Here is a 21,891-nt window from a genome sequence, read left to right as displayed (position 1 = left end):
CGCAGACATACCGATTCCCGTGCGCAAACCTACCCATCTGCGTGAACATATTCTGGAGTACGAAAAGAGCCCCTTGGGTGTCCATAATTGGCGAAAACGATACGAAGCGGCCATCAGCGCCCCTCCATTCTGACGGTGTTTCACCTAAAAGATACCCATTTACGTGCATGGCGCCCGCCTGAAACGACCCGTTTGCGTGCAACGGCCCACGATGCAGTATTAGCAAAACATCCCCGTACGGATTGACACAAGGGTCGGATATGAGGCTCGATACGGAAAACAACCAAACCGAGTCGAGCAGTTGACCAAGTTCCACCAGATCACCGAGCGGGAAAGCCTTCGCAAGCATGTGGCAGCTATTCATGTAGGTGGTAAGCTAAGCCTTCTGCAGCGAAAACTTTCGAACTGTTTGCTGCTTCACGCTTATGACGACCTGCTGACGAAAACGTCGCATCGTATTGACGCGGAAACCCTTTGCGCGATGTCTGGCTATGCGTCTCGCGATCATGACACATTGAAAGGCGCACTGCGGGCGCTCGCTGAAACGACCGCTGAATGGAACATGCTGGGCGACAATGGCGAGGAGGAATGGGGGATTTCCTCAATGATCTCCTATGCGAAGCTCGCGAGCGGGGTTTGCGAGTATGCCTATTCCGCTCCACTGGCGGCGAAGCTGTACGACCCATCGGTTTTTTCCATGATCAACATGCGGATCCAGCGAAATTTCACGTCGGGGCACGCATTGGCGCTCTACGAAAATTGCTTCCGTTTCGTGCGGACCGGGTCAACCGGGTGGTGGGAACTTGATGTGTTCCGCAGGTTGATGGGCGTGCATGACAGTGCGTATTATGAGGATTTTTCGAAGCTGAACGCCAAGATCATCAAGCCGTCGGTGAAAGAGGTGAACTCGGTATCCGACATTTCATTGGTCGCGGAGGTCAGGCGCGAAAGCCGCAAGGTGCGGTTCATTCGCTTTCTGATCACGCGCAACGGGCAAGAGACACTGTTTGATCTCGGCGATGACGACGCGATCCGCAAAACGGTGGCCTATCGCAGGCTGGTAGAGAATGGCATCTCGCGACGGCTCGCGCAGCGATGGATCGCTGAGCATGGCGAGGAATATGTTTGCGAGAAACTTGACTTTGTTGACGGTGAGCGCCGGAAGGGCAGGGTACGCAAGACCCCCGCAGGCTATCTGTCGGCGGCGATCAACGGGGATTTCAAAGTGGTTCCCAAAAAAGAGGAAACTGCAACGGCTCCGCCAGCACCACCCAAGCCCACGCCGGCCGATCTTGCCGATGAAGCGCGTGCAGCGTCACTTCAAAGGGACGCAGAGTGGCGGGCAGCGTGTTTAAAGATAATCGACGCAAACCTCGAGAAGCGCTCGCCCGCGAGCCGTAAGGCCGTGAAGGATCGCTTCACGCGTCTCTTGGAGGACGATTTTGAGCGACACCAGTTCAAGCAGTTCGGCTGGCATGCTCGGGGAGCCTTCGCAAAGATTCATGCCTTCTGGGCAGATCTGGTACCGGAAGGGCTACCGGCGCGGCCCGACGATGTTCTCGAAACCGATTGAGGCCGACGACTGGGCGTATGCAGCAACAGGGGCCGCAGATGCGGCCCGTTCGCACCACGAGCTGGTCCCAGGCAGATGATCAAATCCACGGGATTGACCATCATCTACTAGTCAATAACATGGATTTGTGAGCGTTGTGGTTCTATCTTCTACACATAAAAGAAAGATGCAGGCGCGTTGGCATAGATACCCCGAACGAGTTGGAGCGGTGAATCCGCCGAGCTTCAGCGCCGGTCTTCTGCTGTGCGAGCGACCGCTTGCAGAGCGGGCCACAGCGCTTGCCCGGTTGCCCGACCAGACGCCAACGGCATCAGGCAGGGCTGGGCCATCGGCCAGCGCCGTTTTGACCGGACCGCCGGGCAAATCGGTGACGAAACGTGGCTTCCCGGATGAAGGTTGGGTTCGCGTCGCTGTGGTATCGCCGAAAGCCGTATGCTGATTCTGGGTTTGATCAAGGGCCTGCACCACTGCCTATCGGCGGCAAAGGGTTTCAGCAGGAGTAGCCACACGAAAACTATTTGTCGTATAATCCTTGAAACGCGATAGCGTTATTGATCGGGGAACGAGATGCCATTTGAAAACCGATGGTCCCGGATCGGATTGATCTTCATCGTCCTCGGTTGCGTGGCCCTGGCAATCGAGCATCTGGTCTATGGCGGTATCCTGACCGAAGACAATATCGTCCGCGAAAGTTTCTTTCTGCCGCTGGGGTCGTTTTTGACAATCTTGGGCGGTGTTGTGCTTTTGGTTGGTATCGTTCTCGGCGTGCTGCGTGATCGAAAGTAGGGCCGAGGGGTATCGGGCCGCCCTGCGCGGCAATCTCACGCGCAGTTCTCCTACTGTGGTTTGTCGCTCTGCCTGGGACTTACGACGTGTTTCTGCCCGATCTCGAACGATCAAGCGCCGCCGCCGCGCGCTGCACTCCGAGCGAGGGCCGCGATAAGATCCGTGCGAGTTACAATGCCGACGATCTTTCTGTATTCGATGACGGGAACGGCATCGGTATCGCCATCCGCCATCATAGGCAACAGGGCTCCGATCGGGGTATTGGTCGTGGCGCGGGGACCGGCCACGCTCATGATATCGCCAGCGGTTATCGGTATTTCCCGGCCCCGATCCAGAAGACGCCGGAGAGCAGCCGCATAACCGCGATCAAGTCGCAGCGCGTCGGCCCTTGCCTGGTTGATGAGGTGCATCTGGAAGATGACACCGAGAAACGTCTGGTCAGACCCGACGACGGGAAGCGAGGTGAACCGATGTCGGCGGAACAGGTCCGCGAGATCACTCAAGGCAGTTCTTGGGTCCACCGTGACAAGGTTGCTGGACATGATGTCTTTTGCTGTCAGGGGACCGGAAGAATGCGTGGCGGCCTGTAGCTCGGCCGCACCGATCAATCGGGCCAGATCCTCGACACCGATGTTGAACGATTGACTGTAGCGTTCAAGAATGCTCATCAGTTCTTCTTCAGACAAGCCGAGGCGTTCGGTCGGATTGCGGTCCTCTGTTGCGTGATTGCCCGGATCATCGAACTGTCGAAACGGATAGCGTCGCCCCGTGAGCCGCGCATAGATCGTTGCAAGAAGCACGAGCGCCGCCGTGCCGATTGCAATGGGTGCAAGCGCGAACCGGAAACCCAGATCGGCGATGGCGTCGGGTGACATTGCGGCGGTCATCGCGACGGCACCGGCGGGAGGGTGGATAGCGCGGCAAAGGATAGTCGCCGTGACGGCGAGGCCAACGGCAAGCGCGATCCGCAGCACCGGGTCCAGCACGAGAAGGCAGACGGCAACGCCTACGATCGCGGCAACGGTGTTGCCAACGATTGCGGACCAAGGCTGCGCCAGAGGGCTATTGGGTACGGCGAAAAGCAGGACAGAAGATGCGCCGAAAGGCGCAACGAGGTAGAGTCCCAGTTCCGTGTCAATTTGCGGCGACAGCAGGAACAGCCCCGTCACCCCCAAACCGATAAGGGCACCAAGCCCGGCACGCATGGCCTCGATGCCTGAAACGCGGGCAACGGCGGGGCTCAGTGATTTCAAAATATGCAAATGCGCGCCTCCAGTTGAGATATGCGCAAAGTTTCATCAGTTTATGAAAGGTGCAACCTGCAGTCGGCCTGAAGGGCGCGAGTGTTATGATCAGGCTGGCCGAAAAGACGAAGGTTTGCGGGAGGCTGTGCTTCACGCAGATCGCGGGGGCGCTGATAGCACACGTCTGCTGCAACAGATGCGCCCGCCTGCAATGGAGGCGGCATTGCATCATCCGTTGCAGAACTCTCGTTGATAGACGCTTGATCCAGGCATGACGCTACGGCAATATCTATCGAGGATATTTTCACTTCAGACATTTTGCCAAAGGAGATTGGTCATGCCGATGAGTGACGTCGAAATCGACGCGATGAAGAAACTCATTGATGCCTCGCGCAAGAAGGCGCTCAATTTCGGTTTCTGTTTGGGGAGCAAGGCAGAAGAATCCGCATTCTATCTCGATAAGGTAAAATCGGCGGACGTCCTTGCCAAGCGGGCAAAAAAGGCCGCCAGTGGCAGTAAGGTGGCCTATGGGACAGTCTCTACCAGTGGCAGCGACATCAACTTGCATCTGACCGGCGATGCGCCAGCCGGGCTGGTTCCCGGCGCCAGAGATTTTCTTAAAGCCCATGGTTTGAAGCTCAAGATCAACCTTCTGGAAAGCGATGATGACACGTCGCAGCCTGGGGACGTGGGAGGCGGACCCAATCGGAACTTGATCCGTTGGGCGGAGACGCGAAAGATCATTGCAAATGCTCTGGCCGAAGACCTGTCCCGACTGGGGGACCGTTCCAGCATCAGTGCCGCTTGGGCTATGGCACAGCAAAAGGCGGACGACGAGGACTATGCAGGAGCCTTGAAGATTGCCGAAAAGGTGGAACGTGATTACGCCGCCGCTTGCAAAGCCTTTGCCACCGACACAGTGAAAACCGCGATAGGTCGCTTTGATAAGGTAAAGACGGTTTTGACGGTCGAAGACCGCCAAGAGCTGCGCGGCATGGTGGAGCCGATCCTCAAAATGGTCGGCAAGACGCCTTTGGCGGATGTGGAGAAGGCGGCCAAGTCCTTCGAGGCGGAGATCATCAAACGGGCCAAGGCACGGGCAGGCGAGATCGATCAGCGTGCCAAGCCCGTTGAGGAGAAGCTAGAGGAAGCCAACAGGGATCTGGCCGCCGAACTCAAGATACTGGAGAAGAAGACCAAAGATGTCTCTCGTGAGGTCGGCGGTCTTAATAAGCAGCTCGCGCAGCAACAGACCTTGCTCAAGGACTTGCCCGGCAAGAAGGGCAGTGCGGCCAAAAAGCAGGAGGCCGCGCAAAAGATCAAGGAACGGATTGACACACTGGTCGGGAGCATCGCTGCCAAGACCCGCGAAGTGGAGGAGTATAACGCTGAACTGGCGAAGCAGATTCAAGCCGCCAAGCAGAACCACGACATGCTCACAAGTTTGGACAAGACGATGCTCGCCAACATCAAGGGTAACGTCGATGCCGCCAAGAAAGAGATAGCTGCAAACCCGCTGGCGGAAATGCAGTCGAAACTCGAGGCGACGATCCAGGAGATGGACGACGCCATCAAATGGCAAGAGGACCAGGTGAAGCGTACCGAAAGCGGCGAGAATACACACGGGACTGGACGACATGGTGCCCAGACCGGGGTGGATCGTCAGGCCCGTCGAGCGGCGACGGGTGGAGACGCGCCAGACAGCGCCGGCAACGAGTTCGGGACCACCCGGTCGATCAAAACCTGGAGTGGTGAGCAGATCGAATGGGAGCAGGACGATGTAACAGGCAAACGCAAGATCAAGTCGCGCACTCCCGTGACCAAAACGGTTGCAGCAGAGGTTGTCCGGCACTTCAACAGCGACAAAGGATCCTCTTTCAATACACCTGTTCTAGAGAAGGCTGCCGTCGACAAGGCTATCGGCATCATGAACGCCAAGGATTGGACAGAAATCCACAGCAACTCCAGCGGCTGGCACGATCTGTTGAGCGTAGCCTTGGTGGTTGAAGCCCCGCAAGAGCTGGACATCGACGGTAAGTCCTACACCAAGAGTTGGGGCTATTCCGTCAGCCGAAAGGAAGCCGCAACCATGGCGCTGGCGGATGCCGAGAAGGTGATTGTCAAGTTCGAGAAAGGCGAGATCAACGAAACCCAGATGTTGGACCAGCTGGGTGTTGCCAAGCTGCTTGACGGGAAGGCGCTGAAGAAAATCCCTTATGCCACCGTGGTTCTGGAGCGTGCGACTGTCGGGGCCCCGTGGAAAAGCAAAACGCACTATCCCAATGACACGAAAACTGCAGAGAGCCTGGATATTGCGGGTCGCAGGGTTCGGAATGCGTCGGGGCACGAGACCGTGGCAGCAATGTAGAAGAGTATCTTCTGGTCATGGTTGGCGGCTGGATGGGGTGTTTGCGGCAAAGGGCCGTTGACCTTTTCGCTGCGTCCGTCACTTCCGCTTGCAGATACAGCACTGCGCTGCTCGACGTTCAGATTGGTGAAGCCATAGAACGGCAAACAAACACGTTATGAAACGAAACCGGCTCCGGTCGCGGCTGAATGAAAGTTCAGTGGCAGGTCACGGGTGACAACGCTTCGTCGCAGGTCATTCAGCAACGCGAAACTGCTGCTCTGTCCCACCCCGGCGTTACTCAGATCTGACCATCCCAACGCTGGAACGCGGCTGCAAACTCGCCTGATAGGCAGACGCAATGCGTTCGATGATCGCCACAGGTTTACGTGACAATCCCACGAAAGTTCTTGAGGTTGGACCCCTTGTCAACGCAAGCAGCCGACCAAACGAGGTCGGCTGCTGTCTTATCTCATGTTGCGGGCCGCTTCGCCATTTCTGCGCTATTGTCCGTAGCACCGGCTGATGGATCGACGATTGCTTCACCACTCTCTTTCCAGCGCTGCCGTTCTTCGTCACTCGCTTTTGGCGAGAACAGTCCGACCTGTGCATAGAAGATTCCGATAACCGGGGACAACCAGCAGGCTATCGCGAGCGGGATATAAAGAAGGTTCTCGATCTGACCGTCCGCAATCCCAAGGCCCAAGGCGCTGATCACGAAAGCACCGCCGGCATTCCATGGAACCAATGGCGATATCAGAGTTCCACCTTCTTCGATCCCGCGTGACAGGTTAAGCGTCGAATAGCCCAGCCCCCGATAGACGGGCGCATACATGCGGCCGGGCAATGCGATTGACAGATATGGATCTCCGGCAACGAGGTTGGTGGCAATAGATGTTGAGACTGCCGCCGTCTGGACGCCGGCGAAGGTATGCACTTTGGTGAGTATGGCACGGATAATCGTTTCCAGGCAGCCCGTCTTCTCCAATGCACCGCCGAAACCGAGAGCGATGAGAACCAATGAAATCGTCCACATCATGGACTGGATGCCGCCACGGTTCAGCAGGCTATCAATTTCGCTGATCCCGGTGTCGATCTTGTAGCCGCTATTGCCGTAGGTGAACAACTCATGCAGCGTCGCGCCTTGGGACAACATGGCTGCCAAGCCACCCGCCAGAACACCAGCGAACAGAGATGGGATTGGAGGCATTCGACGTACAGCAAGGAAGATCACCAATAGAGCTGGCAGGAGCAGCCAGGGTGAAATCAAGAAGTTATCCTGCAAGGCACTCGTAATGGCATTGATCCGTTCGAAAGATCCACCTGCCGGATCAATCAGTGCGTAGCCCGCGAACAGATACACGGCGAGTGCGGCAAGCATCGAAGGCACCGTGGTCGGCATCATGTTCTTGATGTGCGAGAACACATCCTGACCGGTCACGGCTGGCGCAAGGTTGGTCGTGTCCGAGAGCGGTGAGACCTTGTCGCCGAAAAATGCTCCTGAAACGACGGCACCTGCGGTCCAATAGACTGGCACATCAAATCCCGCACCAATCCCCATCAAGGCCAGACCGACCGTCCCGACCGTTCCCCAAGAGGTGCCTAGTGACAATGAAACGACTGCGCACAAAATCATCGCGGCCGCCAGGAATATCTGCGGGGAGAGAATGACCAACCCGTAATAGATCAATGTTGGCACGGTACCGGACGCGATCCAGACGCCAATGATCATGCCAACGCAAATCAGCACCGAAACCGATGGAAGCGACACATGGATGACGTGGAAAACCCCTTCCTCGACATCGGTCCATTTCATTCCGAGAACCATGCCGACAAGGCCAGTGATCGCCAAGCCGATAGCTAGCGGAATATGCGGAGTAAAATCACCAAAGTAGAATAATTGTACGCCCAACACGATGAGCGTCAGAATGATGGGTGTTAGGGCCAGTGCCAGTGATGGCTGGCGATGCGGGTCCCCGTTTCTTGAATCGGGCATTTACTTATCCTTTCCACCGACGTTGCGTGTCCCAGGCAGAAGGCGTTTCGACCGGGAATGCGGCGATCGAGTATACGCTCGCCTCGTCGGATCCATGTTAGCCTTCATATCCATACGATCAGGCAAAATTCCTAGGAAATGGCCCCATAATTTGATAAACATAAGAAATTAGCACTTAAATATTCACGATTTGTAGGCAATATGGCTGAATTACTTGATGCAATTGATCGCAAGATCCTCCGTACATTACAGGATCATGGGCGCCTGCCTGTTGTTGAACTCGCCGACCGCGTGAATTTGACCAAGACCCCCTGTTCCTATCGAATGCGACGGTTGGAAAAATCCGGCTATATTCGCGGGTACCGAGCCGAACTTGATCCCGTGCTACTGGATGCCGGGCGTATCATGATTGTTATGGTGTCGCTGAGTCAGACCAGCGACGACGCGCTGGAGACCTTCAATGAAGCAGTCCGGAGGATTCCCGAGGTTCAAGGCTGCTATATGATTGCCGGAAACTTCGACTACTTACTCAAGGTTCGGACAAAAGATGTCGACGAGTATCGCAGTGTACTTGGTCACAAGTTCAGCAAACTCCCGCATGTCCATCAGACCCACTCATTTGTGGTGATGGAATTGGTAAAGGATGACATTACCGTTCCGGTCACCTGAGCCACACGAGACAGGCCAAGTCGATCACCCGGATCATCAATATCTAGTCGTCTGGCCGGCCCAAATCACGATGGCAGGGTTCATTTCGATCTAATCTCCGTTGTTCTTGTTTTCGGCGAACGTGTGAGCGACCAGGGCATTCGCATGACCGTGACCCATGCCGTGCTCTGCCTTCAACCAAGCGACGAGTTCCATGTGTTTCTTGCCGGCATTTTTCCGGATAAGGGATGTCCATTCGGCGATCGGGCGGCCGTATTTTTTCTCGATCGAGGGAAAGTAGGACGCGGTGCCTTTGACCGGTTTCTGAGATTCAGGTGAATTCATCCCGAAATCTTCTCAGCCATTCGCAAGGGATCGCGCGTACTCTTCAAGCTGCGTGGCGACGGTTCCCCATCCATCGAAGAATCCCATATCCTCATGTGTTTGCCGTGCCTCCGGTGAGCGATGGCGTGCGATTGCCGTATAGGTCGTTCCGCCGCTACCATTGTCGGCAAATTCGACAATGGCCGTCATGAACGGGTCGGGCGCCGGTGCCCAGCCCTCGCTATAGGTGTCGGTGAAGACAAGCCGCCTGCCATCAATGACTTCGAGATAAACTCCTTTGTTCTCTATCTGTTTGCCGTCGATATTCATTGTTGTGTTGAACTTTCCGCCAACCCGCAGATCAATCTCGCACGCGTCAAGGCTGTGAGGCTTGGGCATGAAGAAATTCATGATGTGTGTCGGGGTTGTCCAGCACTCCCAAAGCACCGAGCGCGGTGCGTTGAGTGTGCGCGTGAAGCTGAGATCGGTTTCTGGTTTCAGTTTCATTTATTTCGCTCCTTCATGATGTTGGTGACATAATCATCAAGACGATCAAGGCGCTCTTCCCAGATCGCGCTTTGTTCGCTCAGCCAGTCCTTGACGGGCGTGAAGGCATCGGGGGCCAACTCGCAGACGCGTGTTCTGCCCTGTTTTGTCGATGTGATCAGCCCGGCGTCTTCCAATTTCCGGAGATGTCCCATGAAGGATGGAAGTGCCATGTCGTGCGGCTCCGCCAGTTCGCTGACGCTAGCCTCTCCACGGGCGAGGCGTTGCAAGATCATGCGCCGCGTTGGGTCGCCCAATGCAGAGAAGCAACGGTCAAGATTAGCATCTAACTTAGCCATATAGCTAAGTAACACTTCGCTATCATTGCTGTCAACAACACTTAGCCAAATCGCTTACTTTTTATGCCGCTGACAACAACCTACGGCACTATTGTTCGAGGTATCGCTGTTGAAGGCCCCAGGATCGGTGGGATACGCCCGCCCGGCTGCCGGAGGGCAGCTTCACCGGCCCGAACATGATTGCATACCCCGGCATACCCGGTGATCGACCCCGAATTCCGGCTATCCTCCTGATCCTTTCCAGACCACTGTGGTACAAATGCCATCAGGAGGGGCTCGCCAACCCATCATCAACGACAAGCGGAATGATCACCTTGCTTTGATGCATCAAAATCAACTCGGGTGAGTTCAGTCGAAGACGATGACCTGCCGGATCGCTTCGCCCGCGGCAAGCCGCTCGAACCCCTCGTTGATTTGGTCCAGCCGCAGCCGGTGGGTCATCAGCTTCTCGATGGGCAACTGCCCCTGCTGCATCATCTGTGCAAACCGCGGGATGTCGCGCACCGGCACGCAGGAGCCGACATAGGATCCCTTCAGATTACGCTCCTCCGCCGTCAGCGTCACCGGCGCGACGGTCATCTTTGCGTCCGGATGGGGCAACCCGGCGGTAACGGTCGTGCCGCCCCGCCGCGTGATCGCGTAGGCGAACTCCAGTGCCGGAACCGCACCAGCCAGCTCTACCGCCAGGTCGACGCCGCCGCCCGTCCAGTCCCGGACGCGGGCCACCGCATCCGCGTCGCGCGGGTCGATGGCATGGGTCGCGCCCAGATCCAGTGCATGCCGGCGCTTGTCTTCGGAGAGATCGACGGCAACCAGCGTGCGCGCGCCCGCCGCCACCGCGCCGAGAACACCGGCCAGCCCGACACCGCCCAGCCCGACCACCGCGCAGCTTTGCCCCATCTTCAGATTGCCTGAATTCAGCACCGCGCCCACACCGGTCAGCACCGCGCAGCCCAGAAGTGCCGCCTTGTCCAGCGGGATGTCCTTGTCGATCCGGATACAGGAATTCTCCGACATCACCGCATGGGTCGAAAAGGCCGACACGCCGATATGGTGGTTCACGCTCTCGCCGTCCACGCTGATCTTGCGATCACCGTTCAGCAGCGTGCCGTTGGCACCCGCCGCCGCGCCGGGTTCGCACAGGGCAGGGCGGCCCTCGGCGCAGGGAATGCAGTGGCCGCAGGACGCCACAAAGACCATCACCACGTGATCGCCGGCTGCCAGGCGCGTGACGCCTGGGCCGACCGCCTGGACCACGCCCGACGCCTCGTGCCCGAGCGCGACGGGCATCTGCCGGGGACGGTCGCCGTTGATGGTCGAGAGATCCGAATGACACAACCCCGCCGCCGCCATCCGGACCAGCACCTGGCCGGGGCCGGGATCGTCCAGATCCGCCTCGACGATCTCGAGCGGGCGGCTTTCGGTATAGGGGCGCGACAGCCCCATTTCGCGCAGCAGGCTGATCTTGGCTTTCATCGGGTTCCTCCTTCGGTTCTGTCGGCGCAGCGGACGGCAACGGCTGTTCATGGTTCTCCTCCCGCGCGCTTCAGGCGCCGCCCCGGCGAGCGGATTACGCCGCCTGCGCGGTTCGTCTTGTGATCTCGCCCCGTTCGATCACGAAAAGCTCGTCGATGAGATCGGCCGAGTGCACATGGTCGGATTCCGACAGCAGCACCGACATGCCTTCGCCGCGCAGACCGCCGATCACCTCGATCAGCCGCTGGGCAAGGGCAGGGGCCACGCCTTCGAACGGCTCGTCCAGCAGCAGCAGCCGATGCCCGACGATCAGCGCCCTCCCGAGCGCCACCAGCTTCTGCTGCCCGCCCGACAGGGCCAGCGCCTTGCGGTCGGCGAAACGCGCGATTTCCGGCATAAGGTCATAGATCATCGTCAACCGCGCGCGGTCCACCCCCGCGCCGGTGGCATGGACCGGCAGCAAGATGTTCTCCTCGACGCTGAATTCGGGGATCAGCCGGCGATCCTCGGGCATGTAGCCCACGCCCATCGGCGCGCGAACATGCGCCGGTTCCGCCGTCACGTCGCGCTCGTCCAGCAGGATCGCCCCGCCCTCGGGGCGAAGCAGTCCCATCACCGCACGCATGAAGGTGGTCTTCCCGGCCCCGTTGCGCCCGATCAGGCCGGCGGTGGTGCCCGGCGGCACGTCAAGCGACGCGCCGCGCAGGATCGGCGTGCCGGCGATGGCCACGTCAAGCGTCCTGACCTCAAGCATGGGCACCCCCGATCACGTATTGGCGAACCTTGTCGTTCTGTAGCACCTCCCCGGTCGGGCCGTCTGCCAGGATCGTGCCTTCGTAGAAGGCCACCGTCCGCGCGGCGAAGCGGCGGACGATGTCCATGTCGTGCTCGATGAACAGAAGCGTCGTCTCGCCGTCCTTCAGCGGGGCAAGGGCCGTTTCCATCATGCCGATCTTCTCGTCCACCGAGACGCCCGAGGTGGGTTCGTCCAGGAGGATCACCGCCGGGTCGCCCACGGCAGCCATGGCGATGTCAAGCTGCTTCTTCACGCCCTGCGGCAGTGTGCCCACGATGCTGTCGGCGAACCCGTCCAGCGCGAAGCGGGCAAGGATGGCGCGCGCGGCATCCATCCGTTCGCCAGTCAACGCCGGGGCCGACAGCGCCCCGCCCGATTCAGCCGCCGCGATATCGGCGATTATCACGTTTTCCAGCGTGGTCAGTTGCGGAAAGATCTGGCTGATCTGGAAGCTGCGGCGAATGCCGCTGCGGGCGGTGTCGCGCGGCGACATGCCGGTGATGTCGCGCCCGCGAAACCGGATCGTCCCGGCCGAGGGCTTCAGATACCCCGTCACCATGTTGACGAAGGTGGTCTTGCCCGCCCCATTCGCGCCGATCACGGCCAGCGTTTCACCCGGATACATCGCAACCGAGATGTCCCGCGCCGCAACGACGCCCCCGAACTGTTTCTCCAGCCCCTCGGTAATCAGGATGGCGTCGCGGCTCATGTTTTTCTCCTCCGCTGGACGAGCGACCACAGCCCGTCGGGTAGCAGCAGGATCACGGCAAGCATCACCGCGCCTAGGATCATCTGCCAGGCGTTCGGCGCGAAATCGAGCGCATAGGTGCGCACCAGTTCCAGAAGGAAGAAGCCCAGGATCGGGGCGATAGTGCTGCCCCGCCCCGCCAGCAGTGCGACGAAGACGAACCCGCCAGAGGTCGTCCAGTTGGTCATCGACGGATCGACATGGCCGGTGGAAATGGCAAGGATCCCGCCCCCCAGCCCCGACAGGCCGGCGGCGATGACGATGGTGATGCTGACGATGCGCCGGGGCGACGCGCCCAGGTACTCCAGCCGGATCTCGTTCTCGGCCACCGCCTCGCACAGCATGCCCGCGCCCGAACGCAGGTAGCGCGCGACCAAGAAGCAAGCCAGCACCGTCAGCACCGCCGTCACCCCATAGGCGATGTCGGGCCGCACACCGCGATCGGGCAGCCAACCGAAATAGCTGACCGGCGGCACGTTGAATCCGTCGGTCGATCCCAGCCACGCCGCCTTGACCAGAAGCCCGTAAAGGATCATCGACACGGCCAACGACAGCATCGCGTAGAATATTTCACGGTAACGCGACAGAAGCAGCGCCAGCACAGCCCCGATGACCAGCGCGGCAATTACGGCGGCAGGCAGCAGGATCGCGGCCTCGGTGATCCCGGCCTTGGCGGCCAGCATGCCAACCGTGTAGCCGCCGATGCAGTAATACAGCCCCTGCCCGAAGTTCACGAGCCCCGCGCGCATCTGCAACACGACGCCAAGCGCCACCAGCCCGCCCCCAAGCGCGGTCTGCAGCAGAAAGCGCAGCCAGCCGGGCAGGAAGAATGCAAGAACCAGTAACACCGCCAGAACGGCGATATAGACGGGTTCGCGGCGGAAATCCGTTTTCATCATATTTTGCGTCCCGAGGTCTTGGCGAACAGCCCATGTGGGCGCACGGCCAGCACGGCGGCCATGACCGCGTAGATGGCGAACAGGTCGAATTGCGGCGCAAGGTGAACGCACAGCGCGCGTGCATAGCCGGCAAAGATCGCGCCGATGGCCGCGCCGGGGATAGAACCCAGCCCGCCGATGACGACCACCGCGAAGGCCAGGATGATGACCTCGACCCCGATACCCGGTGTCACGGCGATCTTCGGCGCGGTCACAACGCCGCCCACGACGGCGAACACCGTGCCAATGGCGAAGGTTGTCGCGAAGATGCGGGTGACGTTGATCCCCATCGCCGCGCTGATTTCACGGTCGGCGACGACGGCAGTGGTCATCCGGCCCATCCGCGTGCGTTCCAGCCAGAACCATAGCCCCAGTCCCAGAACCACCGCCAGCACGACCATCAGCAGATCATAGACCTGGTAGGGCAGCCCGCCGATCTCGACGAAGCCGAAATAGGCATAGGGCTGGTAGACGAAATAGCTGTTCACGCCCCAGATCATCTTCACCGCGTCCTCGAGGATCAGGAACATCGCGTAGGTGACCAGTACCATCAGCACCTCGTCGCGCCCGTAAAGGAACCGCAGCACGCCGCGTTCCACGGCCAGGCCAAGCACCACGCCCGCCACCAGCGCAGCCACGCCCATGGCAAGGAAGGCCAGCGCCTCGGGCAGGCCCGCGCCGTAATAGACCCCAAGCGCCGAGGCGCAGACATAGGCCCCGATGGCATAAAATGCCCCGTGAGCGATGTTAAGGATACGCATGACCCCGTAGATCAGCGTCAGCCCGACGGCAACCAGGAATAGCCAGGCGGCATAGTTCATCCCGTCGAGCATGATGGCGGAGAATTTCAGCATCTTGTCCGTCCGTTGATCGGAAATGGGCGGGACGCGGCACCCTCGCGTCCCGATCCGTTCTAGGCGATCAGTCGCAGATCGCGCCTTCGAAACCGGCCTCGATCCACGCGGCGGCGGTCATGTCGGCGGGCGGGCTGGTGCATTCGGCCTCGTAGAACTTGACGTTCTCGACCGTGGGTTCACCGTCCACCAGCGCGTAAGTTCCGAACCCGATGCCCTGGATGGCCTGGTGCCCGTTGGCATTCGCCATCTTCACGGTGCCCGAAGGCGCTTCGAATTCCATCCCGGCAAAGGCGGCGGCGGCATCGGCCCCGGTCGCACCTTCGCCCGCCTTCTCGAACGCAGCCTTGGCGCCAAGGATGGCCTGCGCCATCTTCCACGCGGGATAGGTGGCCATGGTGCCGAACCGTTCCTCGTAGGCGGCCGAGAACCAGGTGGACAGCTCGTTTTCAGGTGCAAAGACGCTGAACGGGCCGCGCGCGGACACGATCGCGCCTTCGGGAACGTCCTTGGTGATCGTCGGGAACAGCGCCTCGCCGCAGGTCATCAGCACCGTAGAGCGCGCGAACAGCCCGCGCGGCGCGGATTGCAGCACGAACGCCTCCAGGTCGCCGCCCCAGAACGAGTTGAACACCACCGTCGGCGATGATGTCAGCAGCGCCGAGACCTCGGCCCCGTACTGACCCGCGCCAAGCTGCGGGAACTGTTCGGACACGATTTCCGACCCGGTATCCAGCGCCTTCAGCGAAGCGGTGAAATCGCGCCAGTTGTCCTGTCCCCAGGCGTAGTTCTGGTTGATCCCGGCGACGCGCGACAGGTCCGCGCCGCTATCGACCAGGTAACGCGCCGCGCCAACCGCGTCGGACGTTGCCGTCGGTCCGGTGCGGAACAGGAATTTCGGGTCGGTGACGACTTCTTCGAAAATCTGGGGCGTGCCGCAATCGACGAAAACGGTAAAGGTTTCCAATTCTTCGGCCAGCGGCGCCACCGTCTTGCAGTTGCCCGAAGACGTGTAGCCGATCACCGCGTCCACCCCGTCGCGTTCGACAAGGTTGCGGTACTCGACCGCCGCGTCTGATGCCTCGTCGGTAAAACGCGCCTCGATCGTCCGGCCGTTGATACCGACGGTGTTGTAAGGTCCCGGCACCTCACCCGCGTTAAGCGCGTCGAACAGGAGTTCGGCGGCCTGTTTCTCCGGTTCGCCGAATGGTCCCGCTGCCGCGCCGGACAGAAAGACCGGCACCCCGATCTTGAAACTGTCCTGTGCCATCACAGCACCGGACGATGCCAGTGCAGTGCCAAGTGTCAGTGCAAATACGCAGGTCTTCATGTTCAGATTTCCTCCCATCAAACTTCAGATGCGTAGCCATCAGACGCATATTTCTTAGTTCTGTATCGTGACCTTCAACACTTTCGCCAATCCTGTTACTCACCCTCACCAAGTCTGTTTGTTCAGTATTCTGGACAGCGTTCTTTATATCGAATACTAATCAGAAGATCGACGTTGCGTCAATTTCGTTATTGAAAGAACTCAGGGTGTGAACCATCAGAATGGCAGAGGATACGAAGGCAAAAAAATCTTTGGTTCCGGCGATCAATCGCTCTACTTTGGTTCTCGATCTTGTAGCGGGGGAACAGGGAGCGCTGACCGTCTCCGAGATCAGTCGACGGATGAACCTGGCACGAAGTTCTGTCCATGCCATATGTGCCACCCTTACGTCACTTGATCTGCTTGTCCGAAACTCGGACCAGACATTTGCAATTGGTCCCCATGTGATGCGATGGTCACGGGCCTTTTCTCATCGCAGCGACGTCGCCGCCGAGTTTGCACGGATTTGGGATGAGGGTGCGATTGAACTGCAGGGTGCGACGATCACGCTTTCCGTTTTGGACGGCAATGAGGTCGTTTATATCGGCGCTCGAAACTCGGATCATACGCCATGGTTCAGCTTTCGGGTTGGAATGCGTTTGCCCATGGCTTTTACAGCGACGGGCCACGCCTTCATGAGTTGTATGACAGACAGTGAAATCCGCCGTCGCTTTCAGGATGGCATGCCGCCGTCCATGACGTCGCGTTCGCCGCAAACGCTCGATGATCTTCTGAGGCTTGTCCAGGAGACCAGGAGGCGCGGTTACTCCGTCGACAATCAAGCCGTTAGCGACGGTATGATTTGTTTCGGATGTCCGGTGCTGAATTCTGCCAATGCGCCAGTTGCCGGTGTCGCGGTCAGCCTTCCAGTAGAGGAAGTAACGACCGAGAAAGAAACGAAGATCGTGACGACACTTAAAGGGATTGCCTCTACTATTTCACAGCGGTTGGGAGCCGATCTGAACACATAAAGTGTTCGGTCCCTTGGCACACGCGCGTGTCGTGGTTGCGGCCTGGGCGTCGGACTACAACACCGAACGCCCACATTCGGCCTTGGATTACCAGGCCCCGCCCGACTACGCGCGGACCCCGATCACCGCAATCGCCCGACCCACTGTGCGAGATGAAGACTCCGCGCGTCGGGCGATTGCTCCACCTGCGCCGATTGGCGTAAACCCGAACCGGGCTCAAGTCGCGGCTGGATGAAAGTTCAGTGGCAGGTCAGGACAACCTAGGTGCCTAACAGCGCTGGCGTATCGTGATGTGATTGCGGTACGCCTTGTCATGCTGTTCTTGGGTACACCTTGAAGAGCTTTGAAGGTGTAGACGGCGCCATTCAGGTTGCTGGCAAGCCCACAATGGCACCTCGAGGCCAGCGGGGGCGTCTACACCTTCAGAACCGTTCAATTGGAATACTTGCGGCGCGATCAACGATGTAAGGGGCTCAGTCCCTAAACGACGGGTGCCTTGGCCATCATCGTCACGCCATGCTTTGCCGCACCTCAGTGAATTTCGACAATGCGTTGAGTGTCTGACCATCGTCGATGCGCGCCAGATCGAGAATAATCCCGTTGGCGATTGTCATCGGGGTGGCGATTGATTGGTGTTCGCCCGGTGCCCCGCGCGATACATTGATCTGCAACGTGGGTTTCGGCAGGAACCGGGCTGCTCGAATGTCGGATATAACGAGTGTTTTCACGCCGCCGCTGACCAAAACATTATGCATCCGTTGCAGGCGCTTGGATATCTGCCTGAAAGCAAATATCCAAACGACATCGCGCGCAGTCATCGAGGCGATTTGCTCGGCCATTTGTTGGTCGGACCCGGACATGTCTCGTGCATCATAGCCAGATCTTTGCAACCTGATCTCGACAAGCTTTGCTATTGCTGCCCCATGCCCCTGTCCGAACAGAAACACGCGGCGCGCTGCCATGACCGCTTCAGAAAAGTGGCGGATATCAGTGTCGGAAATGGTGTCGCGCGCGGCCTGTAGGGTTGCAATTTCACTGTCCAGGACGTCTTGGACGAGACTGCGTTCTTCAGAGCGAGCCAGTCTTGCGGCGATCCTGGACTCTGCATGGATGAAGTCTCCGTGCTCGCGTGTCAGACTATCCTGCAGAAACGCTTTGAGGTCTCGATATCCTGAAAACCCCAGCCTTCGCGCGAGCCGAACAGCTGATGAAGGATGGACACCAGCACGATCGGACACCTCCTTGCCGTCTTGCATGGCTGCGCGTATTGGATCGCTGATGAGCACATCAAGAATACGCGCGTCAGCCGGAGTAAGTTTCTCTGAATGCTTGGAGATCAGAGAGTGCAATTGAGTGAGGTCTTGATCGCTCAAATTAGTATCCGCTCAGCATCTAGTGTACCTGATCTCTCGCCTGTTCATGCGGGAACCATGTCTTGCCGATGGTGTGTGTTCTTTCGTTCGGCCATTGATACGCGTTCACCGGACACCGGGTCAAAATGAAACAGATGCCGTTCAGGGCATCCGAGCCATACCGTCTCTCCCTCTTGCGGAACGTTGGCGCTGCGCGCAGTGATGGCGGATATCTGGCCCGCCTTGCTAACACAGTGAATGATCAGATCTGCACCGGTCATCTCGATCATGCTCACGGATGCCTCGACCGCGGGTTCTGACATTGGTGGCTTGGCGCGCCTGATCGCTATGTGTTCAGGGCGAATTCCAAGATCGAGTTGCTGATCGACAGACGCATCAGAAAGATGGCAGGCCTCGAAAAAGTTCATTGCCGGCGTACCGAGAAAACTGGCGACGAAGCGATTTCGGGGCTGATCGTAGATTGCGGCCGGGGTATCGAACTGCTGCAGGCACCCGTCCTTCATCACGGCAACACGATCCGCCATGGAAAGTGCTTCGGTTTGATCGTGAGTGACATAGACGATGGTTGCCCCAAGCTTGCGATGCAAAGCTTTTATCTCTGTACGCATCGCCACGCGTAGTGCGTTATCGAGGTTGGACAGTGGCTCATCCATCAAGAAGGTCGTGGCATTGCGTGCCATTGCGCGCCCCATGGCGACGCGCTGGCGTTGGCCTCCGGAGAGAGCGGCCGGCTTGCGGTCGAGAAATGGCGTGAGCTGCAACATCTCGGCAACGTCATGGGCGCGTTGCAAGCGATCACGTTTGGGAACACGTCGTAGCTCGAGCCCGAACGCGATATTCTCCAATACCGTCATGTGCGGGTACAGAGCGTAGTTCTGAAAAATCATCGCGATATCACGATCCTGGGGCGCGAGGTCATTCGCGCGCGTGCCGCCGATGATAATGTCTCCGGTTTCGCAGGGTTCCAGCCCCGCGATCAGCCGGAGCAGCGATGATTTCCCGCATCCCGAAGGCCCCACTATGACGATGAATTCACCGGCTTCGATGTCCATGGAGACACCGTGAAGCACCTGCGGTCCGTTGCTGTAGGACTTACGGATATCCCTTAGCTGGATCGAACTCATGCTGCGGCCTCCGAGGCAAGCGATCGACGCCTTGCGATAGCGAGGGTGGGGCGGTCCGTGGTGAAAACCTTTATGCCGAGCGCAAGTGCCTTGTCGATCTGCGTGCCATCATGCGCAGCCCAACAGCCGAATTCCAATCCGGCATCGGTAACCTCGGTCGTCATCTGCGCATTGGCACGGTCAATGTGTACACCAATCTCTGGGATGCTGTGGGCGATTGCCACGTCGATCACAGCCTTCAGCCCAAGCTGGGTAAGTACCGCAGGGCTGACAAGCCATAGCCGCGGCCTTTCTGATGCGCTGCCCAACTCGTCAAGGGTATCGATCAGGAACGATGAGAAGACTGTCCTATCCAATAGTTCATTCTCCGCCAGTGTTTGCACGACGCGTGGAACAAAGTCCGTGTAGGGGTTTCCGTCTGCGCCGGGCTTGATTTCACACCGGAAATCTACCGGGCTGTCATGATAGATGGCGCAAAGTTCGGTCAGGGTAAGTGGGGACTGACCCGCGCTGTAATCGATTACAGCCGACCGCACCTTGCGCGCGGGGTGGTCGCTGATCGCGCCGGTCTGATCCGTGGTGCGGTCGAGTGTGGGGTCATGGTGGACGAAGATCTCGCCATCAGACGTGGGATGCAGATCAAATTCCACCTCTTCCAGCGCCATGCCCGCCGTGGCTTTGAAACCGCTCGGTGTGCTGTCTCCGAATTCCAGCGTGCCTCCGCGATGAGATGCAATACGTGTCATGAGTTGTTTTCCTTTGATTTTATTTCACGGCGCCCATGGTGATCCCACGCACGAGATGACGTTCGACGATCAAGAAACCCAGCAGGACCGGCAGGATGGTGATTGTGGAGGCGGCCATAACAAGCGGCCAGTCGACCACGTCCTCACCGGGGTTGACGCGGTACAGGCGTGCCAACCCGACCTGCAAGGTATACAGATCGTCTTTGCCAACCGCGACGAGCGGCCAGATGTAGTTGTTCCACTCGCTGATGAAGATGTAGAGCCCCATTGAAAAGATCGCCGGACGCGCCACGGGAACAATCACCCTCCACAGAACCTGAAGAGGGGTTGCACCGTCCATATAGGCCGCTTCATCCAGCGCTTTGGGAATGCCGCGGATGTATTGCCTTAGAAAGAATGCGGCGAATCCGTTGGAAATCGCGGGCAGGATCAATCCGGCGTAGCTGTCGAGCAGGCCGGCTTTGGCAAGCGTCAGGTAATTAGGTATCAGCGTGATATGGCTGGGGATCATCAATGTTGCGACAACCGCACCAAACATCAGGTTGCCGCCGCGAAAGTCAAAGCGCGCGAATGCGAACGCCGCGAGGATTGCTACCGTCAACCCGACCAGAGTGACCACACCGGATACAATGACACTGTTCAGGAGGTAGCGCGCAAAGTTGTACTGGCCGATGGCCCTTGCGTAATTGTCGAGCGTGAAATCCAGTTGACCGGTGTAATAGGCATCTACCGTCAGGAATGACATCCAGATGGAATACAGCACCGGTGACAGGAAAATCAGTGCGGCCAGAAGCGCCATCGGCGAAAGAGTCCATTCAAGCTTCATAATGCACTCTCCGACCAACCACGCGGGACTTGATGACCGCGAGCGCAATCAGGAAAACAAACAGCAATACGGCAAGCGCCGATCCCACGCCGATGTCGAACAGGGTAAAACCCACCCGATATAGCATGTTGACGATCATATCCGTGGCACCAGCGGGACCGCCTTCGGTCATGACATCGACAATCGTGAAGACCTGGAACGCCTCGATCACCGAAATCACCAACAGGAAATAGGTCGTTGGCATCACCAGGGGTACGGTCACTCGGCGGAAGACATGGAACTTGCGACCGCCATCTACATCGGCGGCATCGTAGAGTTCCGGCGCGATCGCCTGAAGCCCGGCGATGTAGATGATGATATCATAGCCAAGCTGTTTCCAGGTGTTGACCATGATCAAGACCCATAGCGCGACCTGCGGGTTCTGAAGCCAAGCAACCTTGGGAAGGCCAAGCAGGTTCAAGAGCCCGTTCGCCATCCCGTAATCAGTCGAAAAAACCCAGGAAAACACCACTGCAATGGCAACGGTTGACGTGACGGATGGAAGAAAGAGCGCGCCACGCATGAAGCGGGACAGGACTGTCTCTTTCAGCAGGTAGGAGGCTATTGCAATTGCAAGCACCAGACGAAGGGGCACCGAAACGACCGCGAAGATCGTCGTCACGCGCAGTGCGTTCCAGAATTCACGGGAATCGAACAGCAATCGATAGTTATCCAACCCGACATAGGGTTTGGTCGGGGACATGAAATCCCAGCTGCGAACGCTGAGATTGAGGCTTTCCGCGATTGGCCAGTATGTAAACACGCCGATAAATGCCAACAACGGCAAGGCGAACAGGTAAGGTGTGAGTTTTCGAGGCATTTTTATTCCGTCGACCGCGATAGCAAGGGGCGTTGACGCCCCCTACTG

At 58.5% G+C, this 21,891-nt stretch carries 22 protein-coding genes and 1 pseudogene; 6 read left to right on the top strand and 17 right to left on the bottom strand.

The window, feature by feature from the left end; all coding sequences use genetic code 11:
• Positions 1 to 301 precede the first annotated feature (301 nt).
• Together FPZ52_RS13505 and FPZ52_RS13500 are read left to right on the top strand one after the other, a co-directional pair.
• Positions 302 to 1,573: a replication initiation protein gene (locus FPZ52_RS13505; protein WP_146366105.1), complete on the top strand. Its 1,272-nt coding sequence runs from the start codon at positions 302 to 304 to the stop codon at positions 1,571 to 1,573.
• Between the two features lie 567 nt (positions 1,574 to 2,140).
• Positions 2,141 to 2,359 (top strand): hypothetical protein, encoded by a 219-nt coding sequence (locus tag FPZ52_RS13500; protein WP_146366104.1) that lies wholly within the window; start codon positions 2,141 to 2,143, stop codon positions 2,357 to 2,359.
• Positions 2,360 to 2,469: 110 nt separating this feature from the next.
• Here FPZ52_RS13500 and FPZ52_RS13495 read toward each other — a convergent pair whose 3' ends face one another.
• Positions 2,470 to 3,621: an HPP family protein gene (locus FPZ52_RS13495; RefSeq protein ID WP_420851716.1), complete on the bottom strand. Its 1,152-nt coding sequence runs from the start codon at positions 3,619 to 3,621 to the stop codon at positions 2,470 to 2,472.
• Between the two features lie 286 nt (positions 3,622 to 3,907).
• Entirely contained in the window at positions 3,908 to 4,231 is a 324-nt protein-coding gene (locus tag FPZ52_RS13490) for a hypothetical protein (protein WP_146366103.1), read from the bottom strand.
• 225 nt (positions 4,232 to 4,456) lie between these two features.
• Between FPZ52_RS13490 and FPZ52_RS13485 the strand changes: the two genes are divergently transcribed.
• Positions 4,457 to 5,971, top strand: coding sequence for a hypothetical protein (locus tag FPZ52_RS13485; protein WP_146366102.1), 1,515 nt, complete (start codon positions 4,457 to 4,459; stop codon positions 5,969 to 5,971).
• Between the two features lie 451 nt (positions 5,972 to 6,422).
• Here the strand turns inward: FPZ52_RS13485 and nhaC are convergent, their stop codons facing one another.
• Positions 6,423 to 7,946 carry a Na+/H+ antiporter NhaC gene (gene nhaC, locus FPZ52_RS13480; RefSeq protein WP_146366101.1) on the bottom strand — a complete coding sequence of 508 codons (1,524 nt, stop codon included), beginning with the start codon at positions 7,944 to 7,946 and terminating at the stop codon, positions 6,423 to 6,425.
• A gap of 201 nt (positions 7,947 to 8,147) precedes the next feature.
• Here nhaC and FPZ52_RS13475 point away from each other — a divergent pair, with 201 nt between their 5' ends.
• A complete protein-coding gene (locus FPZ52_RS13475) occupies positions 8,148 to 8,615 on the top strand; it encodes an Lrp/AsnC family transcriptional regulator (RefSeq protein ID WP_146366100.1) in 468 nt (155 codons plus the stop codon).
• Between the two features lie 90 nt (positions 8,616 to 8,705).
• Here the strand turns inward: FPZ52_RS13475 and FPZ52_RS13470 are convergent, their stop codons facing one another.
• From FPZ52_RS13470 to FPZ52_RS13430, 9 genes are all read right to left on the bottom strand, one after another.
• Entirely contained in the window at positions 8,706 to 8,939 is a 234-nt protein-coding gene (locus FPZ52_RS13470; RefSeq protein ID WP_146366099.1) for a DUF4287 domain-containing protein, read from the bottom strand.
• Positions 8,940 to 8,951: 12 nt separating this feature from the next.
• On the bottom strand, positions 8,952 to 9,425 hold the full coding sequence (locus FPZ52_RS13465; RefSeq protein ID WP_146366098.1) for an SRPBCC family protein: 474 nt from the start codon (positions 9,423 to 9,425) through the stop codon (positions 8,952 to 8,954).
• Positions 9,422 to 9,763 carry an ArsR/SmtB family transcription factor gene (locus FPZ52_RS13460; RefSeq protein ID WP_146366144.1) on the bottom strand — a complete coding sequence of 114 codons (342 nt, stop codon included), beginning with the start codon at positions 9,761 to 9,763 and terminating at the stop codon, positions 9,422 to 9,424. Before FPZ52_RS13460 ends, FPZ52_RS13465 begins: the two co-directional genes overlap by 4 nt.
• 348 nt (positions 9,764 to 10,111) lie before the next feature.
• Complete coding sequence (locus FPZ52_RS13455; protein WP_146366097.1) at positions 10,112 to 11,239, bottom strand: zinc-dependent alcohol dehydrogenase family protein; 1,128 nt, start codon at positions 11,237 to 11,239, stop codon at positions 10,112 to 10,114.
• 94 nt (positions 11,240 to 11,333) lie between these two features.
• Entirely contained in the window at positions 11,334 to 11,993 is a 660-nt protein-coding gene (locus FPZ52_RS13450; RefSeq protein ID WP_146366096.1) for an ABC transporter ATP-binding protein, read from the bottom strand.
• Positions 11,986 to 12,744 carry an ABC transporter ATP-binding protein gene (locus FPZ52_RS13445; RefSeq protein WP_146366095.1) on the bottom strand — a complete coding sequence of 253 codons (759 nt, stop codon included), beginning with the start codon at positions 12,742 to 12,744 and terminating at the stop codon, positions 11,986 to 11,988. The genes FPZ52_RS13450 and FPZ52_RS13445 overlap by 8 nt, the downstream gene beginning before the upstream one ends.
• Positions 12,741 to 13,682 carry a branched-chain amino acid ABC transporter permease gene (locus FPZ52_RS13440; RefSeq protein WP_240804454.1) on the bottom strand — a complete coding sequence of 314 codons (942 nt, stop codon included), beginning with the start codon at positions 13,680 to 13,682 and terminating at the stop codon, positions 12,741 to 12,743. Before FPZ52_RS13440 ends, FPZ52_RS13445 begins: the two co-directional genes overlap by 4 nt.
• Positions 13,679 to 14,575, bottom strand: coding sequence for a branched-chain amino acid ABC transporter permease (locus FPZ52_RS13435; RefSeq protein WP_146366094.1), 897 nt, complete (start codon positions 14,573 to 14,575; stop codon positions 13,679 to 13,681). The genes FPZ52_RS13440 and FPZ52_RS13435 overlap by 4 nt, the downstream gene beginning before the upstream one ends.
• Positions 14,576 to 14,642: 67 nt before the next feature.
• A complete protein-coding gene (locus tag FPZ52_RS13430) occupies positions 14,643 to 15,905 on the bottom strand; it encodes an ABC transporter substrate-binding protein (protein WP_146366093.1) in 1,263 nt (420 codons plus the stop codon).
• Between the two features lie 221 nt (positions 15,906 to 16,126).
• Here FPZ52_RS13430 and FPZ52_RS13425 point away from each other — a divergent pair, with 221 nt between their 5' ends.
• Together FPZ52_RS13425 and FPZ52_RS13420 are read left to right on the top strand one after the other, a co-directional pair.
• A complete protein-coding gene (locus FPZ52_RS13425) occupies positions 16,127 to 16,915 on the top strand; it encodes an IclR family transcriptional regulator (RefSeq protein ID WP_146366092.1) in 789 nt (262 codons plus the stop codon).
• Position 16,916: 1 nt separating this feature from the next.
• Positions 16,917 to 17,150, top strand: a pseudogene (locus FPZ52_RS13420) (integrase core domain-containing protein); the annotation flags it as partial.
• Between the two features lie 274 nt (positions 17,151 to 17,424).
• On the opposite strand, the gene FPZ52_RS13415 reads toward FPZ52_RS13420, so the two are convergent.
• From FPZ52_RS13415 to FPZ52_RS13395, 5 genes are read right to left on the bottom strand one after another with little or no spacing between them, the layout of a single operon-like run.
• Positions 17,425 to 18,288: a MurR/RpiR family transcriptional regulator gene (locus FPZ52_RS13415; RefSeq protein WP_146366091.1), complete on the bottom strand. Its 864-nt coding sequence runs from the start codon at positions 18,286 to 18,288 to the stop codon at positions 17,425 to 17,427.
• A 44-nt stretch (positions 18,289 to 18,332) separates the two neighbouring features.
• Complete coding sequence (locus FPZ52_RS13410) at positions 18,333 to 19,412, bottom strand: ABC transporter ATP-binding protein (protein ID WP_146366090.1); 1,080 nt, start codon at positions 19,410 to 19,412, stop codon at positions 18,333 to 18,335.
• On the bottom strand, positions 19,409 to 20,158 hold the full coding sequence (locus tag FPZ52_RS13405; RefSeq protein WP_146366089.1) for a glycerophosphodiester phosphodiesterase family protein: 750 nt from the start codon (positions 20,156 to 20,158) through the stop codon (positions 19,409 to 19,411). The genes FPZ52_RS13410 and FPZ52_RS13405 overlap by 4 nt, the downstream gene beginning before the upstream one ends.
• 19 nt (positions 20,159 to 20,177) lie before the next feature.
• A complete protein-coding gene (locus tag FPZ52_RS13400; protein WP_146366088.1) occupies positions 20,178 to 20,984 on the bottom strand; it encodes a carbohydrate ABC transporter permease in 807 nt (268 codons plus the stop codon).
• On the bottom strand, positions 20,974 to 21,843 hold the full coding sequence (locus tag FPZ52_RS13395) for a carbohydrate ABC transporter permease (RefSeq protein WP_146366087.1): 870 nt from the start codon (positions 21,841 to 21,843) through the stop codon (positions 20,974 to 20,976). The genes FPZ52_RS13400 and FPZ52_RS13395 overlap by 11 nt, the downstream gene beginning before the upstream one ends.
• Positions 21,844 to 21,891: the final 48 nt, after the last annotated feature.

This window comes from Qingshengfaniella alkalisoli (assembly GCF_007855645.1).
In the GTDB taxonomy this organism is placed as follows: domain Bacteria; phylum Pseudomonadota; class Alphaproteobacteria; order Rhodobacterales; family Rhodobacteraceae; genus Qingshengfaniella; species Qingshengfaniella alkalisoli.
This window is presented reverse-complemented; position numbering and strand designations above follow the sequence as displayed.